We start from the raw sequence: 23,035 nt of genomic DNA, 5'->3' as shown, positions 1-23,035 counted from the left end.
TCATCGACCCGCGGCTTGCCGTGCGACTTCGGGAAGAAAGGAGACAGCTTGGCCATCTGCTCATCGGTCAGCCAGAAAAGGTCGCTCATGTTACCGCTCCGTTTTCCGAGCCGTGAAACACGCAACGCGTTGAAAATCAACGCATCCTGACCCTAACTTGACGGGATAGAGCGATAGCCTTTGATCACCATGGCGATGCCCACACCCGTCAGTCCCAGTCCGCTTAGAAGATCAGCGCTGAGCCAACGTGATGTAGTCTTTTTGACGGCAGCGGTCGTCAGGAGGGCATAGGTTAAGATCGAGCATGCATCCAGCAGGAGAAAAATACTTCCATACACAACACCTTGCAGGAAGACGTTGTGGTCTGGTGAAATGAACGCCGGAAAAAGCGCAACAAAGAACACAATTGCTTTGGGATTGGTCACACAGGCGAAAAAACCGGCCCAGAAAGTTGTTTTGTCTGAAGGTGCTGCCGCATAATGCGATTGGGTCCCGATATTCTTGAATGCGGCCCAGGCCATCCAAAGAATGAAAAGCCCGCCCAGAATTTGAAGAAAGGGCAGGATGATTTCCGATAGCGCGACCAATGCTGTAAGGCCAACGACTGCAACGGTCACATGCACCATCGTGCCAAGCGCGTCACCTGCCACGGCCACGAATGCCGCCCTTGGCCCGTGACGTAGCGCTTGTGCTGTTGCAAATGCCACCGAAGGGCCGGGCACTGCAAGAAATACAAGCGTCGTTGTCAAAAAGGCCAAAAGAAGCACCGGGTCCATCAGATCGCTCCGTTCTTTTCATCTATCAAATGTCATTTTGGCACCCGCCCCTGACGCTGTCGAGACGTCACAAGCCACCGCTCATGCACGGGGCTGCCTCGATGGCTTTGGGCTTCAAACAGTCGAAGGGTGAAAGTGTTAACGTCTCTTAATGGTTTGCAAAGCCTAACGCGCTGTTAACCGGGTTTGCAAATTTAGGTCCGGATCGGACCCTTTGTTTCGCGCGCGAAACAGTCCTAGCCGGTTTTGCCATAGGCAAACAAACTGTCCGGTGGACCGTTTGAGGGGAGACCGCGCGGAGCCCAAACCGAAAACCCGTAGGGTGCGTGCTCGCACGCTCCGCAGCTGTCAAATCAAAAGACCCGCTGCTCTTTCATGGCGCAGCAAGGCCACCTTGGTTTCAACGCCCCCATCGCCAGAATAGCCCCCGAGACTATTGGCCCCAAGCACCCGGTGACATGGAATAATGATCGGTAGCGGATTGCCCCCACAGGCTTGTCCAATCGCCTGCGCCGGAACCCCAAGCTGCGCGGCCAGATCGCCATAGGTCCGCGTCTCGCCAAACGGGATCGCTGTCATGGCCGCACAAACGGTCTGCTGAAACTCCGAACAGCGCAGCCGGATTGGGACGGTAAAATCGGTCAGATCGCCTGCGAAATATGCTTCAAGCTGTTCCAAAGCCCTTTGCAGGGCAGGGGTGTCGTCCATCCGCCCTTTGCGCCATTCAAGTGCGGTGATGCCACTGGTCCCGGCAAGAACGGTCAGATCACCCAGGGGGGACGCCATTGACCGCTCGAACTGGCTCACTTGGACAATCCCAACCGGATCGGACCGTTCGCGGTCACGGGATCAACCGCCTCGCCCTTCTGCGTCGCCCGCAGCGAAACATCCTTCGCCACGCGCCGCACTTCTGGCATGAGGGGCCGCCAGTCGTCGGCCAACCGCCGCGCCGCTTCGGAGGGGCAAAAGGTCTTCCCGACCCCACGCTGATGCGCGAGGTCAAGAAGCACATCCGCGATCTCTTTATCCGAGGGCGTCATTGCAGCGCCCGCAGACGCCCGGGTGCTGATGCTGGCCCACGTCCGGCAGGATCTTCCAGCAGCGCTGGCATTTCTCGCCCTCGGCTTTTTCAAACACCACACCCACGCCATCGACTTCCGGCAAACGGAACGCTTCGGCCGGGGCAGGGTCGCCGGTGAGGCTGATCGCCGAAGTGATGCAGATGTCGTCGAAATTGACGGATTTCAGTGCCTCCAGCGTCGCGCTATCGTCGATATGCACCACTGGTGCCGCCTCAAGCGAGGCACCGATCACCTTGTCCGTCCGCTGCACTTCCAAAGCAGCTGTCACCGCGCGGCGGGCGCGGCGGACCTTCGACCATTTCGCAGCGAGTGCGGCGTCTTTCCAATCGGCAGGCGTTTCGGGGATGTCCTGCAAGTGGATGGACGAGTCCTCACCCGGGAAACGGTCGAGCCAGACGTCTTCCATTGTGAACACCAGCACAGGGGCGAGCCACGTGGTCAGGCGGTGGAACAGAAGGTCCATCACCGTCCGCGCGGCGCGGCGGCGCTCTGTGTCGCCGTCGCAATACAGCGCGTCTTTGCGGATGTCGAAGTAGAAGGCCGACAATTCCACGGTGCAGAAGTTGAACAACTGCTGGAACACGCCCTGGAAATCGTAGGCGGTGTAGCCGTCACGCACGACCTCATCCAACTCAGCCAGACGGTGCAGGATGTAGCGTTCGAGTTCCGGCATGTCGGCAGGCGCGACCCGGTCGCTTTCCTCGAAATGGCTCAACGCGCCCAGCATGAACCGCATCGTGTTGCGCAGGCGGCGATAGCTGTCGGCGACGCCTTTCAGGATCTCCGGCCCGATGCGCAGGTCAGCGGTGTAATCGGCCTGCGCGACCCAAAGGCGCAGGATGTCCGCGCCGTATTGCTTGGTCACATCCTCAGGTGCGACGGTGTTGCCCAACGATTTGGACATCTTGTTGCCCTTCTCATCCAGCGTGAACCCGTGGGTCAGCACCCCGCGATAGGGCGCGCGGCCCTGGGTGCCGCAGGATTGCAGCATGGACGAATGGAACCAGCCCCGGTGCTGGTCGGTGCCTTCGAGGTAGAGATCGGCGAGGCCATCCTCGGACCCGTCCTCACGGTCGCGCAAGACGAAAGCGTGCGTTGAGCCTGAATCGAACCACACATCCAGAATGTCGAACACCTGTTCCCAGTCGTCCGGGTTGTAATCGTTGCCCAGGAACCGCTCTTTCGCGCCGGGCTTGTACCAGGCATCCGCGCCTTCCGCCTCGAACGCTTCCAACACTCGTTTGTTCACCGTTTCGTCGCGCAACAGGAAGTCGTCGTCGGTGGGCAGTGCGCCTTTCTTGACAAAGCAGGTCAGCGGCACACCCCACGCGCGTTGGCGGGACAGCACCCAGTCGGGGCGGGCTTCGATCATGGAATAGAGGCGGTTGCGGCCGGTTTGCGGCGTCCATTTGACCAGCTGGTCAATGCTTGTCAGCGCCCGGTCGCGGATCGTCTTGCCGTAGGTGTCCTGACCGTCGCCGACCTCCTTGTCGATGGCTGCAAACCATTGCGGCGTGTTGCGGTAGATGACCGGGGCCTTGGAGCGCCACGAGTGCGGGTAGCTGTGTGTCATGCGACCACGGGCGAGCAGGCCGCCCATCTCGACCAGCTTGTCGATCACGGCGGTGTTGGCCTTGCCTTCCTTGCCCTTGTGGTCGAGGACGCGCAGGCCCGCGAAGAACGGGACGTGTGGCAGGAACTCGGATTCCTCGCCCACGTTGTGCGTCATCCGGTCCATCCAGCCGCGCGCGACGAAGGCGTCGTAGTCTTCCTGACCGTGGCTGGGGGCGGTGTGGACAAAGCCGGTGCCCGCATCGTCGGTGACGTGATCGCCGTCGATCATGGGCACATCGTAATCCCAGAATCCGTCTGCCCCGTCTGCTCCGCGCAAAGGGTGGGCCAGCGTCAAAGCCCCCAGTTCGTCCGCCGACACGTCGCGCACGCGGCGGTACATGGACGGCTCAAGCCGGGCTTTTGCCAGCACGTCTTCGGCCAAAGTGTCGGCCAGCAAATAGCTGTCGCCGACCTGTGCCCAGCATTCGTCGGGTCGGCCTGTGACTTCGTACAAACCGTACGTGATATCCGTACCGTAGGCGACGGCCTTGTTGGACGGGATCGTCCAGGGGGTCGTGGTCCAGATGACGACTTTCGCGCTGGCCAGATCGGCAGTGACAAGTCGTTGGTCGGCATGCGGGAAATCGCCGCCATCGTCGATCAGCGGCTCCACCACCTTGAACGGCACCCAGATCGTGTGGGACTTGTGGTCGTGGTATTCGATCTCGGCCTCGGCCAGCGCGGTCTTTTCGACCGGAGACCACATCACGGGCTTTGATCCCTGATAGAGCGTGCCGTTCATCAGGAACTTCTGGAATTCCTCGGCGATGATGCGCTCGGCGCGGTAATCCATCGTTAAGTAAGGTCTGTCCCACGTCCCGGTGATGCCCAGACGCTTGAACTCATCCCGCTGGATGTCGATCCAGCCTTCCGCGAATTCGCGGCATTCCTGACGGAACTCGACAACATCCACGTCGTCCTTGTTCTTGCCCTTGGAGCGGTACTTTTCCTCGATCTTCCACTCGATGGGCAGGCCGTGACAGTCCCAGCCGGGGATGTAGCGCGCATCAAAGCCCATCATTTGCTGGGACCGGACCACCATATCCTTGAGGATCTTGTTCAGGGCGTGGCCGATATGCAGGTGACCATTGGCGTAGGGCGGGCCATCGTGAAGGGTAAACGGCTTGCGTGCTTGACCATTTTCGCCCTCCCGGGCGAGGGCAGCCTTCTCGCGCAGGCGGTCGTAGATGCCGATCTTTTCCCATTTGGCCAGCCAGTCGGGTTCACGCTTGGGCAAACCCGCCCGCATCGGGAAATCGGTTTTCGGCAGGTTCAGCGTGTCTTTGTAGTCAGGTGTGTCTGTTGTGTCGGCGCACATGGTTTGCGTCCTTGGAATGCGGATCAAATGTCAGGATGTGAGGGGTCGGCGCGATGGGCATACGCCTTGTCCCGGCGGCTCGTGTCGTCAGAGCGCCGGGCACGTAATTCGGATAATGATCGCAGGGGTGTGTCTCATGGGCGCGGTTATAGGGGGCGGGTTGCGCGGCGTCTAGACGGTGTTTCTTATCGCTGCGCGCGGGGACCAATTGGGGGCCAGCCCCCAAACCCCCGGCATATTTTTGAAAAGAAGAGGGCCATCAGACGCCAATGTCAGATGTCAAAAAGCGTGCCGACGAAATAGGCGATCAGAGCAGCGGTGCCGCCGATGGCGAGGGTTTCCAGACCAGAGCGCCACCACGGGCTGAGTGACCATTTCGCCTTGTAGGCCCCGATGGCAAAAAAGGTGAGCAGCGTCATGATGGTGGACAGTTGAAACGCGTTTTGCAGGCCGAACAGGAAGGGCAGCAACGGAATCATGCCAGCGATGAGGAAGGCCATAAACGTGGCCCAGGCCGCTTTGACCGGGTGTGGATCAACACCGGCCAGGCCATATTCGCCTTCCAGCATCAATTGCACCCATTGTTCGTGGTTCTGGCTGATCTGGCCCACCGCGCTTTCAAGCGGTTCTCCGGACAGGCCTTTGAGGCGCAGGATTTCGCGCAGTTCGCGGCGTTCGCCTTCGGGGTCGTTTTTGATATGGCGTTCTTCGATGCGGCGCAGGCGTTTGGCGTCGTCGAGTTCGGCCTTGGTGCCGGAGTAATTCCCGGCGGCCATCGAAAAGCCATCGGCCAGCACATTGGCGATGCCGAGCGCAATAATAACCCAAGTTGACAGGCCCGCCCCGGCGACACCCGCCACAATTGCAAAGGTTGTGACCGACCCGTCGATCCCACCGTAAACGATGTCTCGGAGATAGCCGCGGCCAGCGGGCTGACCAATGCGGGCTTCGATTTCGGCTTGCGAATGTCCGTGTTCGCTGGCTTGAGTCTGCATAAGGTCTAGTTTGGCTTGGGTCCGTTGCCATTGCTTTAACCCAGATCAATCTGGGCTGAAAAAGGAGCCGGTGACGCAAGGTAAGACGGTGGGGGGCCTCAAGACGCTTTGCTGCTGACCAGCCCGCTGAGCGCGGCTTTGATCACGGATCGGACCGAGGGTCGTTTGCCTTTGGAAAAGGGCAGCGGGCGACAGACTTCCATTGCGGCGACACCGACACGCGCGGTCAGTGCGCCGTTGACCAGACCTTCGCCAAAGCGGCGTGACAGTTTGCTCAGGATTGATCCGCCCAGAATGGGTTCGAGCAGATCATCACCCACAGCCACGGCACCGGTGGCCACCAGATGCGACAGCACCGCGCGTGTCAGACGCCAACTGCCCAAGGTGCCGGAGCGCCCGCCATAGATTTCGGCGATCCGGCGGATCATGCGGATGTTGGACCCCAGGGCGGCGACCACATCGGCCAGCGCCAGGGGCACCAAAGCGGTCACGGTTGCGACCTGACGCGCGGCGGCCTCGACCTCGCGCTGGGCGGCTTTGTCCAATGGGGTCAGCACTTCGTGATTGGCCAAAGCGATCAACGCGGAGGCGTCGAACATGTCGGCCTGCCTGTCTTGTAGCCGGTCGCGCCCCCAGCGCGTGTCGTCGCGATGTTTGTAGAGATCGGTCAGGTCTTTGACGACCGCCCGCGCCGCCTTGAGGTCTTCGCCGGCCAATGCTGTCTCGGCGTCGTGCTGGATGCGATCAATGCGTCCAAGCCGGGCAAAGGCAGACAGTTCCTTGATCACGATCATCAGAACGACGCTTATGAAGAGGGCAAACAGCGCCGCCACCGCATAGCCGAGATACAGGTTCTGGCTGACCAGGCTGGTCACAAAATTCCACGCCGCAACCGAGGCGATGGTGGTGACGAGCGCAAGCAAGAGGGTCCAGAACCATCGTGCCAGCCGCGACACGGGACGCGCGGCGAGCGCGGCAATGGTTGTCATAGCCTGGCCCTGGGTCGCGGGTTCGATCATGTCCGGCACCGGGGGCGCGTCGGCGGGGGTTGGGGCCGGTGCGGTCTCGTCGAGGTCAAAAAGAACGGGGCCTTTGGGGGTGCTCATGGCGCGGTCCTTTTCCAGTGGTAGCGGATATCGGGCAGGCCTTCGTCGTTGGTGGTGCCGTCGCTGCGCTCGACTTCGACAAAGCCGTGTCTTTGGTAGAAGCGTTGTGCGCCTGTGTTGTCCTGAAATGTCCACAGGGTCAGTGCAGGGGCGCGGCTCATTGCGTCTTGCAGCAGGGCAGAGCCAACGCCGCTATTGCGGGCGTCGGGTGCGATGTAGAGCGCATGAATGGTGTCCGCGTCCCGTGCCAGAAAGCCGGTGATTGAGGTGTTTTCGGACACCGTCACCCAGCCGCGATCCACCAAAAGTCCGGCATGGGCGATGTCCTGGGCCCGTGTATGGATGCGGGGCATCCAGGGTGTTTCGTCGATCCAGCCGGACAGGATGTGGCCGATCGGGCCGGCGTCCAGGGATGTTGCGGCGCGCAGACGGGTCACAGCCGGTCTCCGATCAGGAAGTGTGCGGCGCGGTCCAGCCGGATGTGGGGCGGGCCTTCGCCGGGTTTCGGGCTGAGCCTTGCCGGGGCGAAGCGCATGATCTGATAATCCTGATCGAGCCATTTCTCGGCTCCGTCGCGGGCCGGGCCAAGCAGGTGTGACGGGTCCAGGGGCAATTCGCCGGGGTAAAACGCGGCCTGTTTGCCGCTGTCAAGAAGCCGCCCGCGCACGCAATCCAGATCGGTGCCATTATGCGTCCGCGTTTCTTCGACCGTGGCGCGCAGGCTTGCGATCGCCATGGCGCGGGTTTCGGCACCGGCGAATTGCGCACGATCGCGGGCGTCGCGAGTCAGGGCCTGCATGATCGCGGTCAGGCGGGGGTGCTGGGTGTGGTGAAGGTGATCGGATTTGGTTGCGGCAAACAGGATCTTCTCGACCCGCTTGCCGCGCAGCAATTGCGACAAAAACGCGTTTCGTCCGGGGCGGAATGCGCTCAGAATGTCGGTCATAGCCTGGCGCATGTCTTCAACGGCTTTGGGGCCTGCGTGAATCGCACCCAAGGCATCCACCAGCACGATCTGACGGTCGATCCTGGCAAAGTGACCGCGAAAGAAAGGTTTGACGACTTGCGATTTATACGCCTCGAAGCGCCGCTCCATTTCACGCCAGAGCGATTTGCGCGGCGGTGTTGTTACAGCGGGCAGGGGGGCGAAGGTGAGAACCGGACTGCCTGCCAGGTCGCCGGGCAACAAGAACCGCCCCGGCGTGCAATCGGAAAACCCGTCACGCCGTGCCTGCGTCAGATAGCGGGTGAAGCTGGCGGCAAGTGCCTGTGCGCGGGGCTCGTCCAGATCGGCGCTGCCGTCAACGGTGCGGGCCAGTGCAAGATAGTCTTGCGCGCTGTTGCGCTGGTCCATGCGGGCCAGCGTTTCGGCGGCCCATTGCGGGTAGGTTTTTTCCAGAAGGCCCAGATCAAGAAGCCATTCGCCGGGATAATCCACAATATCCAGATGCACGGTTCTTGGCCCCTGAAGCCCCGACAAAAGGCCGGTCGGGCGGATTTTCATGGAAATGCGCAGTTCGCTGATACTGCGGGTGCTGTCGGGCCAGCGCGGGTCTTGGGCGGTTAGATCGCCCAGATGCGATTCAAAATCGAAGCGGGGCAGGGTGTCATCGGGTTGTGGCTGCAGATAGGCCGACAGGATGCGGCCTTCGTTCTGGGCCAACAACCCGGGCATCCGGCCGCGATCCATCAGATTGGCGACAAGAGACGTGATGAAAACGGTTTTGCCGGACCGCGCAAGGCCTGTGACGCCCAGGCGGATCACCGGTTCAAAGAAGGTTCCCGAAACCGTGTCTGTCACGTTCTCGATGCCGCGTGTCACGGTGTCGGCGATAGTGGAAATGACCAAGTCGGCGGCCTCGTTTGTCTGTGTTGACCCCAGAGATAGAGGTCACGGCCCCGACATACCAGTGCCGGACCGCCGCCGGTGAGGGGGATTGTTTGGCGCAGTGCGTCAGGATAAGCGGGGCGCATGCCCAGATATGCGCTTAAAGTGGAATATAACGGAGCGCCGTTTGCCGGTTGGCAGCGGCAAGCAGACCAGCCATCGGTGCAAGGCGCTATTGAGGCGGCCTTGGCCAAACTGGAACCCGGCGCGCATACCATTGCGGCGGCGGGGCGCACGGATGCCGGGGTTCATGCGCGCGGGCAGGTCTGTCACTGCGATCTGGCAAAAGACTGGGCCCCGTTCCGGTTGTCCGAGGCGCTTAATCACCATTTGCGGCCGCTGCCGGTTGCCATTGTGGATGCCGCTGCCGTTTCTGAAGACTGGCATGCGCGGTTTTCGGCTGTGGAGCGGCGCTATCTGTTCCGGCTGGTGACACGTCGCGCGCCGATGTCGCTTGAGGCAGGGCAGGTCTGGCAGGTCAAGCATGCTCTGGCGCTAGATCCGATGCGCGAGTCGGCCCGACATTTGATCGGTTTGCACGATTTCACGACCTTTCGGTCCACCATGTGCCAAGCTGCGTCGCCGGTTAAGACATTGGACGCGTTGCAGATCGAGAGGGTGGAGACGGATTGGGGGCCGGAATACCAGTTCAGGCTTCGGGCGCGGTCGTTTTTGCACAATCAGGTGCGCAGTTTCGTGGGAACGCTGGAACGCGTCGGGGCCGGGGCGTGGCAGCCGGACGATGTTCTGAGTGCTCTGCACGCCTGTGATCGTGCTGCCTGTGGGCCTGTGTCGCCACCGCATGGTTTGTACCTGATGGGGGTCGGATATCCGGACGATCCGTTTGCCGACTGAGTGTCGCGGGGGACGGTTCGGCAGATATGGGCTTGCGTTGGGGCCGATTTTGTTTGATTGAGGCCGTTATGGACAAGATGACAGTGATCCGACGAACCACCTAAGTGTTTCCTTGCCGCCCACGCGTGTGGGTGTTCTGTCACCTTTTGCCTGTTTTCCCATTCCTTTCCGTTGACTTGGCCCGCGCCGCTTGGCACGGCTTGGGCTTCTTGAAATGAGGTTTTCCATGATCCCCTCTGTTTTGCCGACTTATTCCCGCGCGCCGCTTCATTTTGTGAAGGGCGAAGGCACGTGGCTGATCGAGGCGGACGGGCGACGCTTTCTTGATCTTGGTGCGGGCATCGCGGTGAATGCGCTGGGCCATGCGCATCCTGCGTTGGTCGATGCGTTGACGGCGCAGGCCGAACAGCTGTGGCATGTGTCGAACCTGTACGAAATTCCGCAGCAACAGGCCTTGGCTGACAAGCTGGTTGCCGCGACATTTGCCGATACGGTGTTTTTCACGAATTCTGGCACGGAATCCTGTGAGCTGGCGGTCAAGATGGCGCGGAAGCATTGGCACGACACGGGCCAACCGGACAAGACCACGATCCTGACCTTTGACGGGTCTTTTCACGGGCGGTCCTCTGCGGGCATTGCCGCGGCGGGATCGGAAAAGATGGTCAAAGGGTTTGGGCCGCTTTTGCCCGGTTTCAAACATCTGCCCTGGGGCGATCACGAGGCGCTTGATGCGGCGATTGACGACACGGTCGGCGCGATCCTGATTGAGCCTGTGCAGGGCGAGGGCGGCATACGGCCATTGCCGGATCAGTGCCTCAAGGGGTTGCGGGCGCTGTGTGATGAAAAGGACATCTTGCTGATCCTTGACGAGGTGCAGTGCGGGGTTGGGCGGACTGGCCGCTTGTTTGCGCATGAATGGGCCGGGGTCGCCCCGGATATCATGATGGTCGCCAAAGGCATCGGAGGGGGCTTTCCGCTGGGTGCGGTTCTGGCAACCGAAGAGGCGGCGTCTGGCATGACGGCGGGCACCCACGGATCGACCTATGGTGGCAATCCTCTGGCCTGTGCGGTGGGCTGTGCGGTCATGGATATCGTGGCTCAGCCCGCGTTTCTGCACGGCGTGAACGCCCGCGCGGGATTTTTGCGTCAAAAGCTAGAAGGCCTGGTGGCGGAGCATCCGGAGGTGTTTGAAACTGTGCGCGGCGTTGGATTGATGATGGGGTTGAAATGCAAGACCGCCCCGATTGACGTGGTGACGGCGGGCTATGAGTGTGGCGTGATCACTGTTCCGGCTGCGGACGGCGTTGTGCGGCTTTTGCCGCCGCTCAATATTTCCGAAGACGAGATTTCAGAGGCCATCAGCCGGCTTGATTTCGCGGCGGATGCCGTGACCGAAGCGATGGCGTGAGGAGCAAATATGAACCATTTTCTGGACATTCATAAGACCGACGCCAGCGACCTGCGCGGCGTGATTGACAGCGCCATCGCGATGAAGGCGAAACGTGTTGGCAGGCCCAAGGGCACGCCGGATGACACGCTGCCGCTGGACGGGCGCATGGTGGCCTTGATCTTTGAAAAGCCCTCGACCCGCACCCGCGTGTCGTTTGACATGGGTGTGCGGCAGATGGGTGGGCAGACCATGGTTCTGTCCGGAGCGGATATGCAGCTGGGTCATGGAGAAACCATCGCCGATACGGCCCGCGTGATGAGCCGCTATGTCGATCTGATCATGATCCGGACCTTTGATGAAAGCGTTTTGGAAGAGATGGCCGAGTTTGCCAGCGTTCCAGTGATCAACGGTCTGACGGACCGCACCCATCCCTGTCAGATCATGGCGGATGTCATGACCTACGAGGAACATCGCGGGCCGATCAAAGGCAAGAAAGTGGTGTGGTGCGGGGATGGCAACAATGTGTGTGCGTCATTCTTGCATGCGGCGGCGCAGTTCGGGTTCGATTTCACCTTTACCGGACCGGTGCAGCTTGATCCCGAGATGGAGTTTGTGGGTCTGGCCCGTAACGCCGGTGTGACCGTGCAGATCGAACGCGATGCCGCAAAGGCGGTGGAGGGCGCGGATCTGGTTGTTGCGGATACATGGGTGTCCATGCATGACGCGCAATCCGCGCGCGAGCGGCGGCACAATATGCTGCGGCCCTATCAGGTGAACGAAGATCTAATGCGCCATGCCAATCCTAACGCGCTGTTCATGCATTGCCTGCCAGCGCATCGCGGCGAAGAGGTGACGTCCGAGGTTATGGATGGCCCGCAATCCGTGATCTTTAACGAAGCCGAAAACCGGCTGCATGTGCAAAAGGCGATCATGCGGTATTGTCTGGGGGTTTAGCGCGGGATCTGCGGTGCCGTCAGTCTGGCACGTTGTCGACACCGGTGCCGCCCCATGGGTGGCATCGCAAAATGCGGCGGGCAGCAAGCCAGCCGCCTTTGATCCCGCCGTGTTTTTGCAGCGCTTCAAGCGCATAGGCCGAGCATGTTGGGTGGTATCGGCAATTGTGGCCGACCCAGGGACTAAAGATCAGCCGATACGCTTTGACCGGTAATGACAGGGTCCAGGCAAGGGGGGTCATTTCGGCCCGCCCGCGTGCAATTTGCGCAACGCGTAGCGCAGATCGTCTTGGAGTGCTGCAAAGGGTCGGTCGATTGTCACTCCGGGGCGGCCGACCAGAACATAGTCGAATCCCGGTTTGGCATGATCCGGCAGCACATCATCTGCAACGGCGCGCAACCGGCGTTTGGCACGGTTCCGGGCAACGGCGTTGCCGATCTTTTTCGAACAGGTGTACCCAACACGGATTGTTGGGTCGTCATCATCGCGATTGCGCGCCTGTACCAACATGCCAGTGGTGCCGCGCCGCAGAGCGCGGGCGGCGCGCAGGAAATCGGCGCGGTGGCGCAGTGTCACAATCGTTGGGCATGAAAATGCCGCCGGGGGTGGTGCTCCCCTCGTCTCCAAGGAGTCCTCCGGCGGGATCATAGCGATGCCTGAGTGTCGTGAAACGCGTTACGCGCTCAGCGACTTGCGACCGCGCGCACGACGTGCGTTCAGGATCTTGCGCCCGGCCTTGGTGGCCATGCGCGAACGGAACCCATGACGCCGCTTGCGTACGAGGTTCGAAGGTTGAAAGGTGCGTTTCATCGCGTCCTACTCCGTCTTGTCGGTCCGGGGGCGCGGATTCGTCCGCCGGGGTTATTCGAAGCCCTTGCTATAGGCAGGTGACTGTGTGTTGTCAAACGGTGGATGGGGGGATTTTACAGGTTTTCCGTTTATAAATGTGGCTGCGGATTTTGGGGGCGCTGCCCCCCGGCGCTTTGCGCCGTCCCCCGAGATATTTGTGAAACAGAGATTGCATGAGCCCCCCCGGCACAGATTTCCTGAAACAAATCCGCACGCTGGCGTGTTCGCCTGACACAGTCTGCAACAAAAACCTGCGGTCTGGCCGCTGTTTGTTTCAGTCTTGCCCGAGAAGACCGGAATTTTTGCGCAAACGGTCACTGCATATCAAGCAGCCGTGAGGCGACTGTTGCCGAGCCGCGCGCAGGGTCATGTTTTGGGTACGCGCAAGACGATATAGGAAAAGGTGGCCAATCCCCGGCCGTGAGACACATGACAGATATGACACAACATTCAGACACCCAAAGCTGGAAGCGGTATGCGCCGATGGCCGCGATTGCCGCAATTGCCATTCTGGGCGCGGTTACCTTGAAGGACTATCTGAGTTTTGACGCATTGGCTGCCAATCGCGAGGTGCTGACGGCATTTCGGGATGCGAATTTCCTGTTGACCGCGCTGGCGTTTGTTGCAGCCTATATCGTGATTGTCGGCTTCTCGCTTCCGGGGGCGACCATTGCGACGCTGACCGGCGGGTTTTTGTTTGGCGTGTTTCCCGGTGCGTTGTTCAACGTCATGGGCGCGACATTGGGGGCAACCGTAATCTTTCTTGCGGCGCGCTATGGGTTGGGCGAGCGGCTGGCCGCGCGGATGGAGGCCAGCGACGGCGCGGTGCGCAGGATCAAGGACGGTATTGACGAAAACCAGTGGTCGATGCTGTTTCTGATCCGTTTGGTGCCTGCGGTGCCGTTTTTTGTCGCCAATCTGGTACCGGCGCTTGTGGGGGTGCCGCTGTATCGGTTTTTCGTGTCGACATTTGCCGGGATCATTCCGGGGGCGATTGTGTATACGTCTGTCGGGGCCGGTCTGGGCGAAGTGTTTGAACGCGGCGAGACGCCCGATCTGGGCATCATCTTTGAGCCGCACATTCTGTTGCCGATCCTTGGGCTGTGTCTGCTGGCCGCATTTCCCATGGTTTTGAAAGCCGTGCGCGGCAGGAAGGGTCTTTGATCATGGAGACGATCAAAACAGATGTTCTGGTGATTGGTGCGGGGTCCGGCGGTTTGTCAGTTGCTGCGGGGGCGGCCCAGATGGGGGCCAGCGTGGTCTTGCTTGAAGCGCACAAAATGGGTGGAGATTGTCTGAACTACGGTTGTGTGCCGTCCAAAGCGCTGATCGCGTCGGCCAAGACGGCCTATTCCATGGCCCATGCCGCACCCTATGGCATTGCCGATGTGACGCCCTCGGTGGATTACGGGGCGGCCAAGGATCATGTTGCGGATGTGATCCAGCAGATCGAGCCAATGGACAGTGTCGCGCGGTTCGAGGGCTTTGGCGTGCGGGTGATCCAGGAACGCGGGGTCTTTGTCTCTCCGACGCAGGTGCAGGCGGGTGATCATCTGATCACCGCGCGCCGAGTGGTGATTGCGACCGGCTCTTCGCCATTTGTGCCGCCCATCGCGGGTCTTGAGTCTGTCCCATATCTGACCAATGAAACCCTGTGGGAGTTGCGCGCGCAGCCCGAGCATCTGCTGATCATCGGGGGTGGTCCCATCGGGATGGAGATGGCGCAGGCGCATCGCCGATTGGGGTCGAACGTGACCGTCATCGAGGGCGCGACGGCGCTGGGTAAGGATGATCCCGAATTGGCCGACATCGTGTTGGACAGCCTGCGCATCGACGGTGTGGAGATTGCCGAAAACGCAGTGGCCAAGGAGGTACGCGGCACCGCAGGCGCGATCGAGGTTGAGGCGGAGGATGGTCGCATCTTCAAAGGCACGCATATCCTGGTTGCAGTGGGACGCCGCGCCAACACTGACGGGATGGGCCTTGATGTCGCCGGGATCAAGACGCATCGCGCGGGCATCACCGTAGATGACAGTCTGCGCACCACCAACAAAAAGGTCTATGCGATTGGGGATGTTGCCGGTGGCCTGCAATTCACCCATGTGGCGGGCTATCATGCCAGTGTCGTCATCCGGTCGATCCTGTTCGGCCTGCCGTCGAAAGCCACAACGCGCCACATTCCCTGGGCGACCTACACCCAACCGGAACTGGCGCATGTCGGTCTGACCGAAGCGCAGGCGACGTCGGAACATGGCGGCAAGCTTGAGGTCGTGCGGTTCCATTTCAACCACAACGACCGGGCGATTGCGGAACGCAAGACCCGGGGTCTGATCAAGGTAATGGTGGTCAAAGGCCGTCCCGTGGGTGCGTCAATTGTTGGTGAGCAGGCCGGAGAGCTGATCAGTCTTTGGGCATTGGTCATCGCAAACAAGATGAAAATGTCACAGGTCGCTGGCATGGTCGCCCCCTACCCAACCATCGGAGAGCTTAACAAACGCGCCGCGGGGGCCTATTTCTCACCTCGGCTGTTTGAAAGTGGCGCGGTGAAAAAGGTGGTGGGATTTGTTCAGAAGTGGCTTCCGTAGCATGGACATACGGAGAGCGCGGTCATGATTAACTCACTCTCCGGTCGGTTTCTGATCCTGACGGTCATTTTTGTGATGATCGCCGAAGTGCTGATCTTTGTGCCTTCGGTGGCCCGGTACCGCGAGGATTTCCTGCTGAATCGCCTGGAGCGGGCGCAGATTGCGTCATTGGCGTTGTTGGCGGATGACATGATCGACAGCGCATTGGAAGAAGAGCTGTTGCAAAATGCTGGTGTGTTCAACGTGGTTCTGCGACGCGATGAATTGCGCCAGCTTGTGCTATCTTCGCCGATGCCCGGCGAGGTGGCCGCGACCTTTGATCTGCGCGATGCCACCGCTGTGACGCTGATCCGCGATGCGATGGTGCGCCTGTTGACCCCGGAGCCAGAGATGATCCGGGTGATTGGCAACCCGTTTCAGGATGGCGGTCTGTTGATTGAAATCACGCTTGAAACCACCGAATTGCGCGACGCGATCATAGAATACGGCATCCGTATTCTGATCCTGTCTGCGATGATCTCTATCGTGACCGCCGGTTTGTTGTTTCTTGCGGTGCGCGTGTTGTTGGTAAAGCCGATCAAAGGGGTTGTCGGGCATATGCAAAGCTATGCGATGGCCCCCGAAGATGCGCGGCGGGTGATCAAGCCGTCGGCGAGTGTGACAGAACTCCGAGAGGCCGAGGAGGCGTTGCAATTGTTGCAGACACAGCTGACCCAAGCGCTCAAGCAAAAGGAGCGGTTGGCGCAGCTTGGGGGGGCCGTGGCGCGGGTGAGCCATGACTTGCGCAATATCCTGACCTCGGCGCAATTGTTCACCGACCGGATCGAGATGAGCGAGGACCCGACGGTCAAACGCATGGCACCGAAATTGGTCAATTCCATCACGCGCGCCGTATCCTTATGCGAAAGCACATTGGCGTTTGGCCGGGCCGAAGAACCCGCGCCGACCCTGACCCTGTTCAATCTGGCGGAACTGGTGTCTGACGTGCTTGACAGTGAGCGCCTGGCGATAGGCGATTTCGACCTGAGCCTGAGCGAGGATGTGCCCGGCAACTTGATGATCCGGGCTGATCCCGAACAGATGTATCGGATCGTGTCGAACCTGGTGCGCAATGCCCGGCAAGCCATCATCGGCACCGGGCAACCCGGAGAGATCAATGTCGCGGCCCATGCCAGCGAAGACGCCTGGTGTATTGATGTGACAGATACCGGGCCGGGCCTGCCGAAAAAAGCGCAGGATTTTCTGTTTCAACCTTTTCACGGAGGGGCCCGCAAGGGTGGTTCGGGTCTTGGGCTGGCCATCGCCGAGGAACTTGTACGTGGCCATGGCGGCACGTTGAGCTTGTTAAAAACCGACGAAACCGGCACCGCGTTTCGCGTCCGGCTTCCCATGGGGGACGTAAGTTAAACCGATCCGCCACCGGTCGGCAGATTTCTTGGAATTTGCGCTTGCATCGCTTCGACACTGCGTCTATCCCACGCCTCGTGGACCGATAGCTCAGCTGGATAGAGTACTTGACTACGAATCAAGGGGTCGGGGGTTCGAATCCTCCTCGGTCCGCCACTTTAACCATGTTAGGTGACAAGCAAAACCGACTTTTGTGACAGATAACTGACCCAAAAGGTGGATCACTCCGATAGTAAAGTGACGTTGCTCGGTTGGGCTTGCGATCATAAGGTCAGGCCAGTCCTGGACTTATCAAATCGCGGAGCCCCATTTGGCCAAGAGCCTCCCTGCCACCCCCGGAGCGGATTTTCCGCCTCTGCCATTGACGGTGGCTCATGCTGGGTTCGAGCCGGCATCTTCCTTGCTGTCGCGGCTCGCGGCCAGGAATGGTGCCCGCTCCATGCGGCGGTTCTGCGGCGACATCGCTTTTCCCGTCGATCCGCTCTTCCGTGGCGAGAAGGTCGCCATCGAGCAACTGGCACAACTGGCAGGCTGCGATGCGGCCTCATTGGAGCGGGTGTCTATCCGTCATCTTGGCAAGGGCCATTTTCGTCTGCGCGATGAATTTGCCTCTCTTCAGAGCTTTCAGCGCGCCCGCGTCCGTGTTTGTCCAGAATGTGCGAGGTCTGAGGTTCCATCCGCAGCTGAGTCGTGGCGCTTACCTCGTCGCCTCTACTGGAAATTCTCGTCGATTAGAAGTTGCCCGGATCACGGATGCATGCTCGTGTCCCTACCCGCCCAGAAATTCTACAAGGATGCCAAAGACTTTGCCGCGCAGCTCCGGAAGTATCACGGCTGGATACTGGACCAGCCGGTGACACAAGCGAACCACAGCGCTTTCGAGCTGTATCTCACTAACCGCATCCTGAGCGAGCGGGGTGAGCGATGGATTGATCGCCTGGAACTCAATGTGGTGTCCCGCGCATGTGAAGTGCTGGGCCTGCGCATTGCGAAGGGGCCAGACGCTGCGCTGAAGGGACACAGCGAGACCGAATGGATGAGGTATGGCGCTCAGGGCTACGACATATTGAAAGACGGTTCCGCAGCGCTCTCTGACTGCCTTGATGCGATGGCCCGTGAGGACGGGGTGGATAGCAGGTTCTTCGGTCGGCTCTTTGGACCTTGGATGGCATGGCTGAAAAGTCGCAGTCTCGGCGATGAGTTCGAGCCGCTACGTGACGTGGTGCGGCGGCACGTATTCGACAACTTCTCCGTCAGAAAAGGTGTGCTGGTTCTTGGGGTGCCTTCGGATGGAATGGCTTCGTTGAACTCACGGAAATCTCTGCTACTCAAGGGGTTTGCCAAGGATCATGCGAGGGATCTGATTTACCGTGGTCTCGCAGAGCGTGTTGCGGATGGTAATATCATTGCATTAAACTTCGTCACCGAGCAAATGCTCGCCGCGTATGAGCGTGAGAAGACGTGCTTTCGAGGAACAGAGTGTCGGCCTAACGATCTTGCGGACAAAGCCGAACGGCAAGGTGGCAGCCGTGTTTCCGTCAGTGAGGCCGCACGGGAGCTACGAGTCACAATCAAAACTGTTAGTTATCTGGTTCGTCACGGAATGCTCTGTGGCTCGGACGCTTCTGGTCTCTATCGTCGCGGCACGACTGTCGTCACAACTGATAGCGTGGCGCAGTTCCAAGCAAGCTTCATATCCTTGGGTGAACTCGCCTTGATTACACAGCGTCCACAGGGGGCGCTTTCGATGAAGCTTAGAAATGCCAACGTGGCACTATTGGCGATGCCACCTGACTTGAGCCGGATCTACTGGCGCGAGGACGTGAGTAATTATGCAACAAACGAGGAATAACGTTTCCGGCCCTGAGCCGCTGCTCGACTACCTCAAAGCCAAAGTCTGCTTCGCGCCCTTTCGCGCACTCATTTCGGCCATTCCAGCCGCCTTCTGAAATTGCCAATAGCACCACTTCGGATCGGCGGCATGCCTTCCCTGAGCAAGCAAGAGGCTAGGCCAATTGTTCAAGCGGGAGTTCCTCCACCCCTTCGACCCCAAACAGATGCGTCACGGCCTTCAAGGCGGTTTCAGATAAGGTCTGAGTGGCGAGCACGGCAAGGCGATTCATGGGCCGGGATATCGACACGTAGAACAGGTTTCGGGAGCGATAGAAAGCTTTGGTGTTCTTTGTTGTTAGGCCTCTAGTTTCCAGCAATTCAAGCAGTTGAGGCCAATTGTAATGGTTCCATCCACCTCCGAGGACGACCAGAACGTTCTCGAACTGGGCACCCTTGACGCTGTGCTGCGTCGCGAATGGAGTAAAGCCCTCGACGAACTTGGCGACCTCGATGATTTCTACATAGGGCACTTCCCGCAGATTGGCATGCCTTTGCAGAGCCCCCATATCTTCGGGAATCGGTTGTCCTTGGAGCGCTTTAAGATCGTCCTCTCTCTTGATGATCCGCGACGAGAGAGCCGGACGGCTCGTCTGCTTGAGGTGATCAATTACCTTACCGATAGTGCCATCGCCTCTCAGTTTGAGAAGATGGTCCATATCGGCGCGCCAGGCGAGTTTGTCTGCGTGGCTTCGAATAGCTGGACCGGCCCCGAAAATATCGAACATTTTCCCGTAGTCGCCGTCTGAATAAGCAGCACACATCGGCTCGACGACCTCGGTCAGCAACTTGACGACTGGGTCCTCCTTTTTGACAAATTGATCGTTTCGCCCCTTGAAGACCTCTGCAATATCCGGATAGCCCTGTTCAGCAGCAAGAACACTGTGGGTCAGCATCAAAACCTTGGTTTTCTCCGGCACCCAACCTTCAGCTTCTAGGCGCGCCATCAGGTTGATCCTGGCCGCTTTCGCCATTTCAGGCGGTAAGTCGTTCTTGGAATGGGGAGAGTTGGTCCTCTCCCCATTGTAGGCGTTAGCGTGGAAAAAGCGTGCCTCGCCCGGCAGATCAGGGTCGCTAACGACCTGTGGCAATTCGGATCGCAGTCGGTTCAAAACATTGACGATGGGTTGCGCCGAGCGAAAATTCGATCCCTTATCGATAGCCTCGACAGAGTAATGAGCGAGCTCGTATTCGCTCCGATAGATCGTTTGCCAGTGATCGCCGAACAACCCAACCATCGGACCACCGTCGCCCTTGAAAAATTGTTCGTCGATCGCATTCATGAAGTCGCGATCCGTGTCCTGGTATTCGTCGATGAACAGTACGGGAAACTGCTGCGTGAGAAGACGCTTGAACTTCTCCAATGACAGCAGCTTGGCCATAAGCGCCGGGATATCGTCATGCGCGAGCGATATCTGGTCTTCTTCGATCCGGAAGAACCCCAAATCGTAGACCACAGCCCTCTCGCCAATACCACCGGCTTCAATGATCGCCGCCGATCGCCTTTCCAGCTCCGGCAGCAAAGACCGCAAAGCGGATTGGAACGAAGCCATGAAGCCCCAAGAGAATGCATGGATCGTTTCCACCAAGATTGCCGGATGATCTTCGATATCCACGGCGATTTCGTCACGAGCGACTTCGGTAAAGGTGATGCACGCGACGCGTTGACCGGCCTGAACCAGTGAACGCCCCCGCTCGGCTATGACCTTCTTGAGGGCGGCTACAAGTGAATAGGTCTTGCCTGCGCCTGCGCCCGCCTCAAGTCGGAAGCTCTTTCCTGCATCGAGGCAGGCGTCGACCTTAGCCTGTGCCGCTTGCGCCGCGATGATGGCGGGATTTTCCACTGATTTGGTCACGACGCCGCTTCCGAAGCTTTGCTATCGGTGTCCGGCGGTTGGACCGGCGGCAGCTCGGAAGGCGGTGGAGGTGGCTCAGCCAGCCAGGCCAATCCTTCGCGGATGTAACGCGGCGCCACCCAATCCTTTTCCCTGATAGCGAATTGCAGGGCGGTATCCGCTTTCCCCATATCCTTGGCCATTTCCCATGCGTCGGATGCCATGCTCTCATCTTCTTCGAGTTCAAAACGCTTGGGATTGGCTAGTACCAAGGCGTCTTCGAAACTACGGGCACAAACGTCTGTCCCTTTCACCTCCGGAATCTGATACGCGAGTCGGCGGACCCCTGAAGTTTTCTCCTCGTCCGTCTTGGCAAGCAGATCTAAAGGCTTGATGTGGGGTGGGTTAGGGCTGGAAGTCGTGTCGAACCAATGCCTGATGGCCGAATTACTGGTGCGTTCGCCATCCACTACAAGACACTTTTTGTACTTGGTGGTGTCCTTTCCAGTCTTCGTCTTCGCCGCGACGCCAATGACGGAGTCTATGTCGGTTATGACGAGCGTTTTGAGTTCCAGAAAGTCGATCAGGGGATAGAACAGGTGGGCGTATGCACCACCCACTTCCATTGTAGTCACGTACTGCCGGGCTAGTTTGTGCTCAATCGGGAGCTTCAAGTCCGCTAGGTCGCATAATTTCGGCACGAGAATGCGCTCCGTCGTTCCCTCCACCATGATCGCCTTGTCGGCGAAGTAAAGGTCGCATTTCGTGAGCGTCATGTATTGGTGCAGGAAGTCCTTATCTGGGTCCGGGATGGTCGCCATGCCCTTTTTGAAGTCCTTGACCTTCGTCTCTCGAGCGCCTGCGACGACCGGGTCCGCGTTGAGGAAGTAGCGGACCGCTTCAAACGTGGCAGCATTGGCGACGTGAGGCGAGTGGGTCGTGATGACGAACTGTACCTTCCACGCCGGTTCATCGGGATATCCTTCAGATAACTTGGCGACAGCCTTTTGCAGTTGGGCAATAAAAACCTCCTGCATTTGCGGATGGAGGTGAGCCTCGGGCTCTTCGATGAAAATTAGATGCGTGTTCGGCCGCGTTTCCCGAGCCCTGTATTCCTTGTGAAAGCTCTGCAACTGAAGCAGCATATAAATGAGATTGCGGGTACCAAGTCCGTTATAGCCCTCGGGTAGATGTACCCCATCGTTGCTGGCATAGACGACCTTTGTGTGATCGTTGAGCAGGGCCTCGACATTCAAGACCGTCTCTGGACGCAACGTCGTGTCGTTAGGCCCCGGAAAGCCGAGAACGTCCATCGCGGGCAGCAGGCCCGCTAGAACTGCATCGAAATCCTCCTGGACTCCGCGTTCAATTCCCTCGACCGAAGACTTCAGCTGCGCGGCGAGTAACTGATCGGCCACCGCGGCGGTGGGGGCTTTGGCGGTCTTGTAGAGATTGCCTAAGAGGCTACCTATGACGTCGGCGTCGCCATGGCCAGAATGATCGAGTGTTCTTTGCGCCCGCACCAGATCCCACTTCATCAGCGCATTGAGATGGTTCATATTCAGGCGACGTCGATTGCTCGGGGTGGTCGGATCGAGTGCCCACACTTCGATTTCATACGCGGATCCGAGTATTTCCTTGATGTGGCGATAGAACTCAACCTCCGGTTCGAAGGCTTCGGCGTCGGCCTCGAAATCCAAGAGGCTCGATAGGGCCGATAATCGAGGCGCGTAGATAAAATGCGCGATGGCAATATCCGAATTGGCATCGAGGTCGATCATAAAGGACGACATCGGACCGATGTCGTGCGCTGCCTTGTCGTAGCTCATGGTAATTGTGATCGCAATCGTTGGCAGCATGGCGAGCACGTCCTGAGGGGCTGTCCCCGCCAGCCTGGCTTTCCTTGCAGCGGCAAACTTGGTGCGACCCGCAGCCGAGAAATCTTGCAGCCTGAAAGATGAACCGCCTGATCCAAAGCATCTAAAAACGTCAGTGAGAGACGTCTTCCCGCTGTTGTTTCGACCCACTACCACCGTCGCCGTGTCTTCGAGCATAAGCTCTACGTCACGCAGTAAGCGGAATCCTTGAACCCGAACTTTTTTAATGCGCACACGTGCTCTCCGAAATTACCAGCTTCATGCGAGTGGAAACTTGTCTTCCGCAAATAGTCAAGAATTGTGGATTTTGGCCGGAGGAATTCATGGTTGTTCTTCCGACTGTCGAATGCTGGGGCATTTATCATTACCAGATGTAGGCATTACAGCAAAGGCCACCGAACCTACCATTTGGTACGGCTCACGGACATGGCTTGGCAAGGTCCTCTTCCTGCGCATCTTAGTCATTTATGCGATCCGCGGCAAACGGCAGCTTCCCGCCGATTCTGTGGAAAAACTAACGTTTGCGAGCGCAGAAAGTGATGCGCTGAACAGAGCGCGAGCGCCTTTCTGGTCAGGCTTTGCGCGTTTGCTGCGGTGCGGGAAAGATCTTGGCC

At 59.2% G+C, this 23,035-nt stretch carries 21 protein-coding genes, 1 tRNA gene and 1 pseudogene; 9 read left to right on the top strand and 14 right to left on the bottom strand.

The annotated features are described in order from the left end of the window. The 9 genes and pseudogenes from ACG74X_RS20810 to ACG74X_RS20770 all read right to left on the bottom strand — a co-directional run. Positions 1–89, bottom strand: a pseudogene (locus tag ACG74X_RS20810) (IS5/IS1182 family transposase); the annotation flags it as partial. 63 nt (positions 90–152) lie between these two features. Next, positions 153–776, bottom strand: a complete 624-nt coding sequence (locus ACG74X_RS20805; protein ID WP_411237242.1) for a LysE family translocator — start codon at positions 774–776, stop codon at positions 153–155. Between the two features lie 348 nt (positions 777–1,124). Next, positions 1,125–1,562 (bottom strand): methylated-DNA--[protein]-cysteine S-methyltransferase, encoded by a 438-nt coding sequence (locus ACG74X_RS20800; protein WP_411237241.1) that lies wholly within the window; start codon positions 1,560–1,562, stop codon positions 1,125–1,127. 17 nt (positions 1,563–1,579) lie between these two features. Continuing rightward, positions 1,580–1,816: a DUF3253 domain-containing protein gene (locus tag ACG74X_RS20795; RefSeq protein ID WP_411237240.1), complete on the bottom strand. Its 237-nt coding sequence runs from the start codon at positions 1,814–1,816 to the stop codon at positions 1,580–1,582. Continuing rightward, positions 1,800–4,790, bottom strand: a complete 2,991-nt coding sequence (ileS, locus tag ACG74X_RS20790; protein ID WP_411237239.1) for an isoleucine--tRNA ligase — start codon at positions 4,788–4,790, stop codon at positions 1,800–1,802. Before ileS ends, ACG74X_RS20795 begins: the two co-directional genes overlap by 17 nt. A gap of 272 nt (positions 4,791–5,062) precedes the next feature. Next, positions 5,063–5,785 (bottom strand): VIT1/CCC1 transporter family protein, encoded by a 723-nt coding sequence (locus ACG74X_RS20785; RefSeq protein WP_411237238.1) that lies wholly within the window; start codon positions 5,783–5,785, stop codon positions 5,063–5,065. 98 nt (positions 5,786–5,883) lie between these two features. Further along, complete coding sequence (locus ACG74X_RS20780; RefSeq protein WP_411237237.1) at positions 5,884–6,891, bottom strand: YcjF family protein; 1,008 nt, start codon at positions 6,889–6,891, stop codon at positions 5,884–5,886. Then, positions 6,888–7,328 (bottom strand): GNAT family N-acetyltransferase, encoded by a 441-nt coding sequence (locus tag ACG74X_RS20775; protein WP_411237236.1) that lies wholly within the window; start codon positions 7,326–7,328, stop codon positions 6,888–6,890. The genes ACG74X_RS20780 and ACG74X_RS20775 overlap by 4 nt, the downstream gene beginning before the upstream one ends. Further along, positions 7,325–8,740, bottom strand: a complete 1,416-nt coding sequence (locus ACG74X_RS20770; RefSeq protein WP_411237235.1) for a YcjX family protein — start codon at positions 8,738–8,740, stop codon at positions 7,325–7,327. The genes ACG74X_RS20775 and ACG74X_RS20770 overlap by 4 nt, the downstream gene beginning before the upstream one ends. A 123-nt stretch (positions 8,741–8,863) precedes the next feature. Here ACG74X_RS20770 and truA point away from each other — a divergent pair, with 123 nt between their 5' ends. The 3 genes from truA to argF all read left to right on the top strand — a co-directional run bounded on the left by truA (position 8,864) and on the right by argF (position 11,978). After that, on the top strand, positions 8,864–9,634 hold the full coding sequence (gene truA / locus ACG74X_RS20765) for a tRNA pseudouridine(38-40) synthase TruA (RefSeq protein WP_411237234.1): 771 nt from the start codon (positions 8,864–8,866) through the stop codon (positions 9,632–9,634). Between the two features lie 226 nt (positions 9,635–9,860). Then, a complete protein-coding gene (locus tag ACG74X_RS20760) occupies positions 9,861–11,042 on the top strand; it encodes an aspartate aminotransferase family protein (RefSeq protein WP_411237233.1) in 1,182 nt (393 codons plus the stop codon). Positions 11,043–11,051: 9 nt separating this feature from the next. Then, a complete protein-coding gene (gene argF / locus ACG74X_RS20755; protein ID WP_411237232.1) occupies positions 11,052–11,978 on the top strand; it encodes an ornithine carbamoyltransferase in 927 nt (308 codons plus the stop codon). A 19-nt stretch (positions 11,979–11,997) separates the two neighbouring features. On the opposite strand, the gene yidD is transcribed toward argF, so the two are convergent. The 3 genes from yidD to rpmH are packed head-to-tail and all read right to left on the bottom strand — an operon-like array spanning position 11,998 to position 12,788. Further along, positions 11,998–12,219 carry a membrane protein insertion efficiency factor YidD gene (gene yidD, locus ACG74X_RS20750; protein WP_411237231.1) on the bottom strand — a complete coding sequence of 74 codons (222 nt, stop codon included), beginning with the start codon at positions 12,217–12,219 and terminating at the stop codon, positions 11,998–12,000. After that, complete coding sequence (gene rnpA / locus ACG74X_RS20745; RefSeq protein WP_411237230.1) at positions 12,216–12,626, bottom strand: ribonuclease P protein component; 411 nt, start codon at positions 12,624–12,626, stop codon at positions 12,216–12,218. The genes yidD and rnpA overlap by 4 nt, the downstream gene beginning before the upstream one ends. Positions 12,627–12,653: 27 nt before the next feature. Next, complete coding sequence (gene rpmH / locus ACG74X_RS20740; RefSeq protein WP_072775959.1) at positions 12,654–12,788, bottom strand: 50S ribosomal protein L34; 135 nt, start codon at positions 12,786–12,788, stop codon at positions 12,654–12,656. Positions 12,789–13,256: 468 nt separating this feature from the next. Between rpmH and ACG74X_RS20735 the strand changes: the two genes are divergently transcribed. The 5 genes from ACG74X_RS20735 to ACG74X_RS20715 all read left to right on the top strand — a co-directional run bounded on the left by ACG74X_RS20735 (position 13,257) and on the right by ACG74X_RS20715 (position 18,671). Beyond that, positions 13,257–13,991 (top strand): TVP38/TMEM64 family protein, encoded by a 735-nt coding sequence (locus ACG74X_RS20735; protein ID WP_411237229.1) that lies wholly within the window; start codon positions 13,257–13,259, stop codon positions 13,989–13,991. A 2-nt stretch (positions 13,992–13,993) separates the two neighbouring features. Next, positions 13,994–15,412, top strand: a complete 1,419-nt coding sequence (locus ACG74X_RS20730; RefSeq protein WP_411237228.1) for a dihydrolipoyl dehydrogenase family protein — start codon at positions 13,994–13,996, stop codon at positions 15,410–15,412. Positions 15,413–15,436: 24 nt separating this feature from the next. Beyond that, positions 15,437–16,819 carry a sensor histidine kinase gene (locus tag ACG74X_RS20725; protein ID WP_411237227.1) on the top strand — a complete coding sequence of 461 codons (1,383 nt, stop codon included), beginning with the start codon at positions 15,437–15,439 and terminating at the stop codon, positions 16,817–16,819. A gap of 79 nt (positions 16,820–16,898) precedes the next feature. Beyond that, positions 16,899–16,975 (top strand) — tRNA-Arg (locus tag ACG74X_RS20720). 283 nt (positions 16,976–17,258) lie between these two features. Further along, complete coding sequence (locus tag ACG74X_RS20715) at positions 17,259–18,671, top strand: TniQ family protein (protein ID WP_411237226.1); 1,413 nt, start codon at positions 17,259–17,261, stop codon at positions 18,669–18,671. Between the two features lie 154 nt (positions 18,672–18,825). Here the strand turns inward: ACG74X_RS20715 and ACG74X_RS20710 are convergent, their stop codons facing one another. Then, entirely contained in the window at positions 18,826–20,565 is a 1,740-nt protein-coding gene (locus tag ACG74X_RS20710; protein WP_411237225.1) for a UvrD-helicase domain-containing protein, read from the bottom strand. Further along, the gene (locus ACG74X_RS20705; RefSeq protein WP_411237243.1) at positions 20,562–22,598 is read right to left on the bottom strand and encodes an ATP-dependent nuclease; all 2,037 of its coding nucleotides are present in this window, start codon (positions 22,596–22,598) and stop codon (positions 20,562–20,564) included. The genes ACG74X_RS20710 and ACG74X_RS20705 overlap by 4 nt, the downstream gene beginning before the upstream one ends. 49 nt (positions 22,599–22,647) lie before the next feature. Between ACG74X_RS20705 and ACG74X_RS20700 the strand changes: the two genes are divergently transcribed. Further along, on the top strand, positions 22,648–23,035 hold a 388-nt coding region (locus ACG74X_RS20700), incomplete at its 3' end, for a hypothetical protein (protein WP_411237224.1).

The organism is Marivita sp. S0852, from assembly GCF_046591575.1.
Lineage (GTDB): Bacteria > Pseudomonadota > Alphaproteobacteria > Rhodobacterales > Rhodobacteraceae > Marivita.
This window is presented reverse-complemented; position numbering and strand designations above follow the sequence as displayed.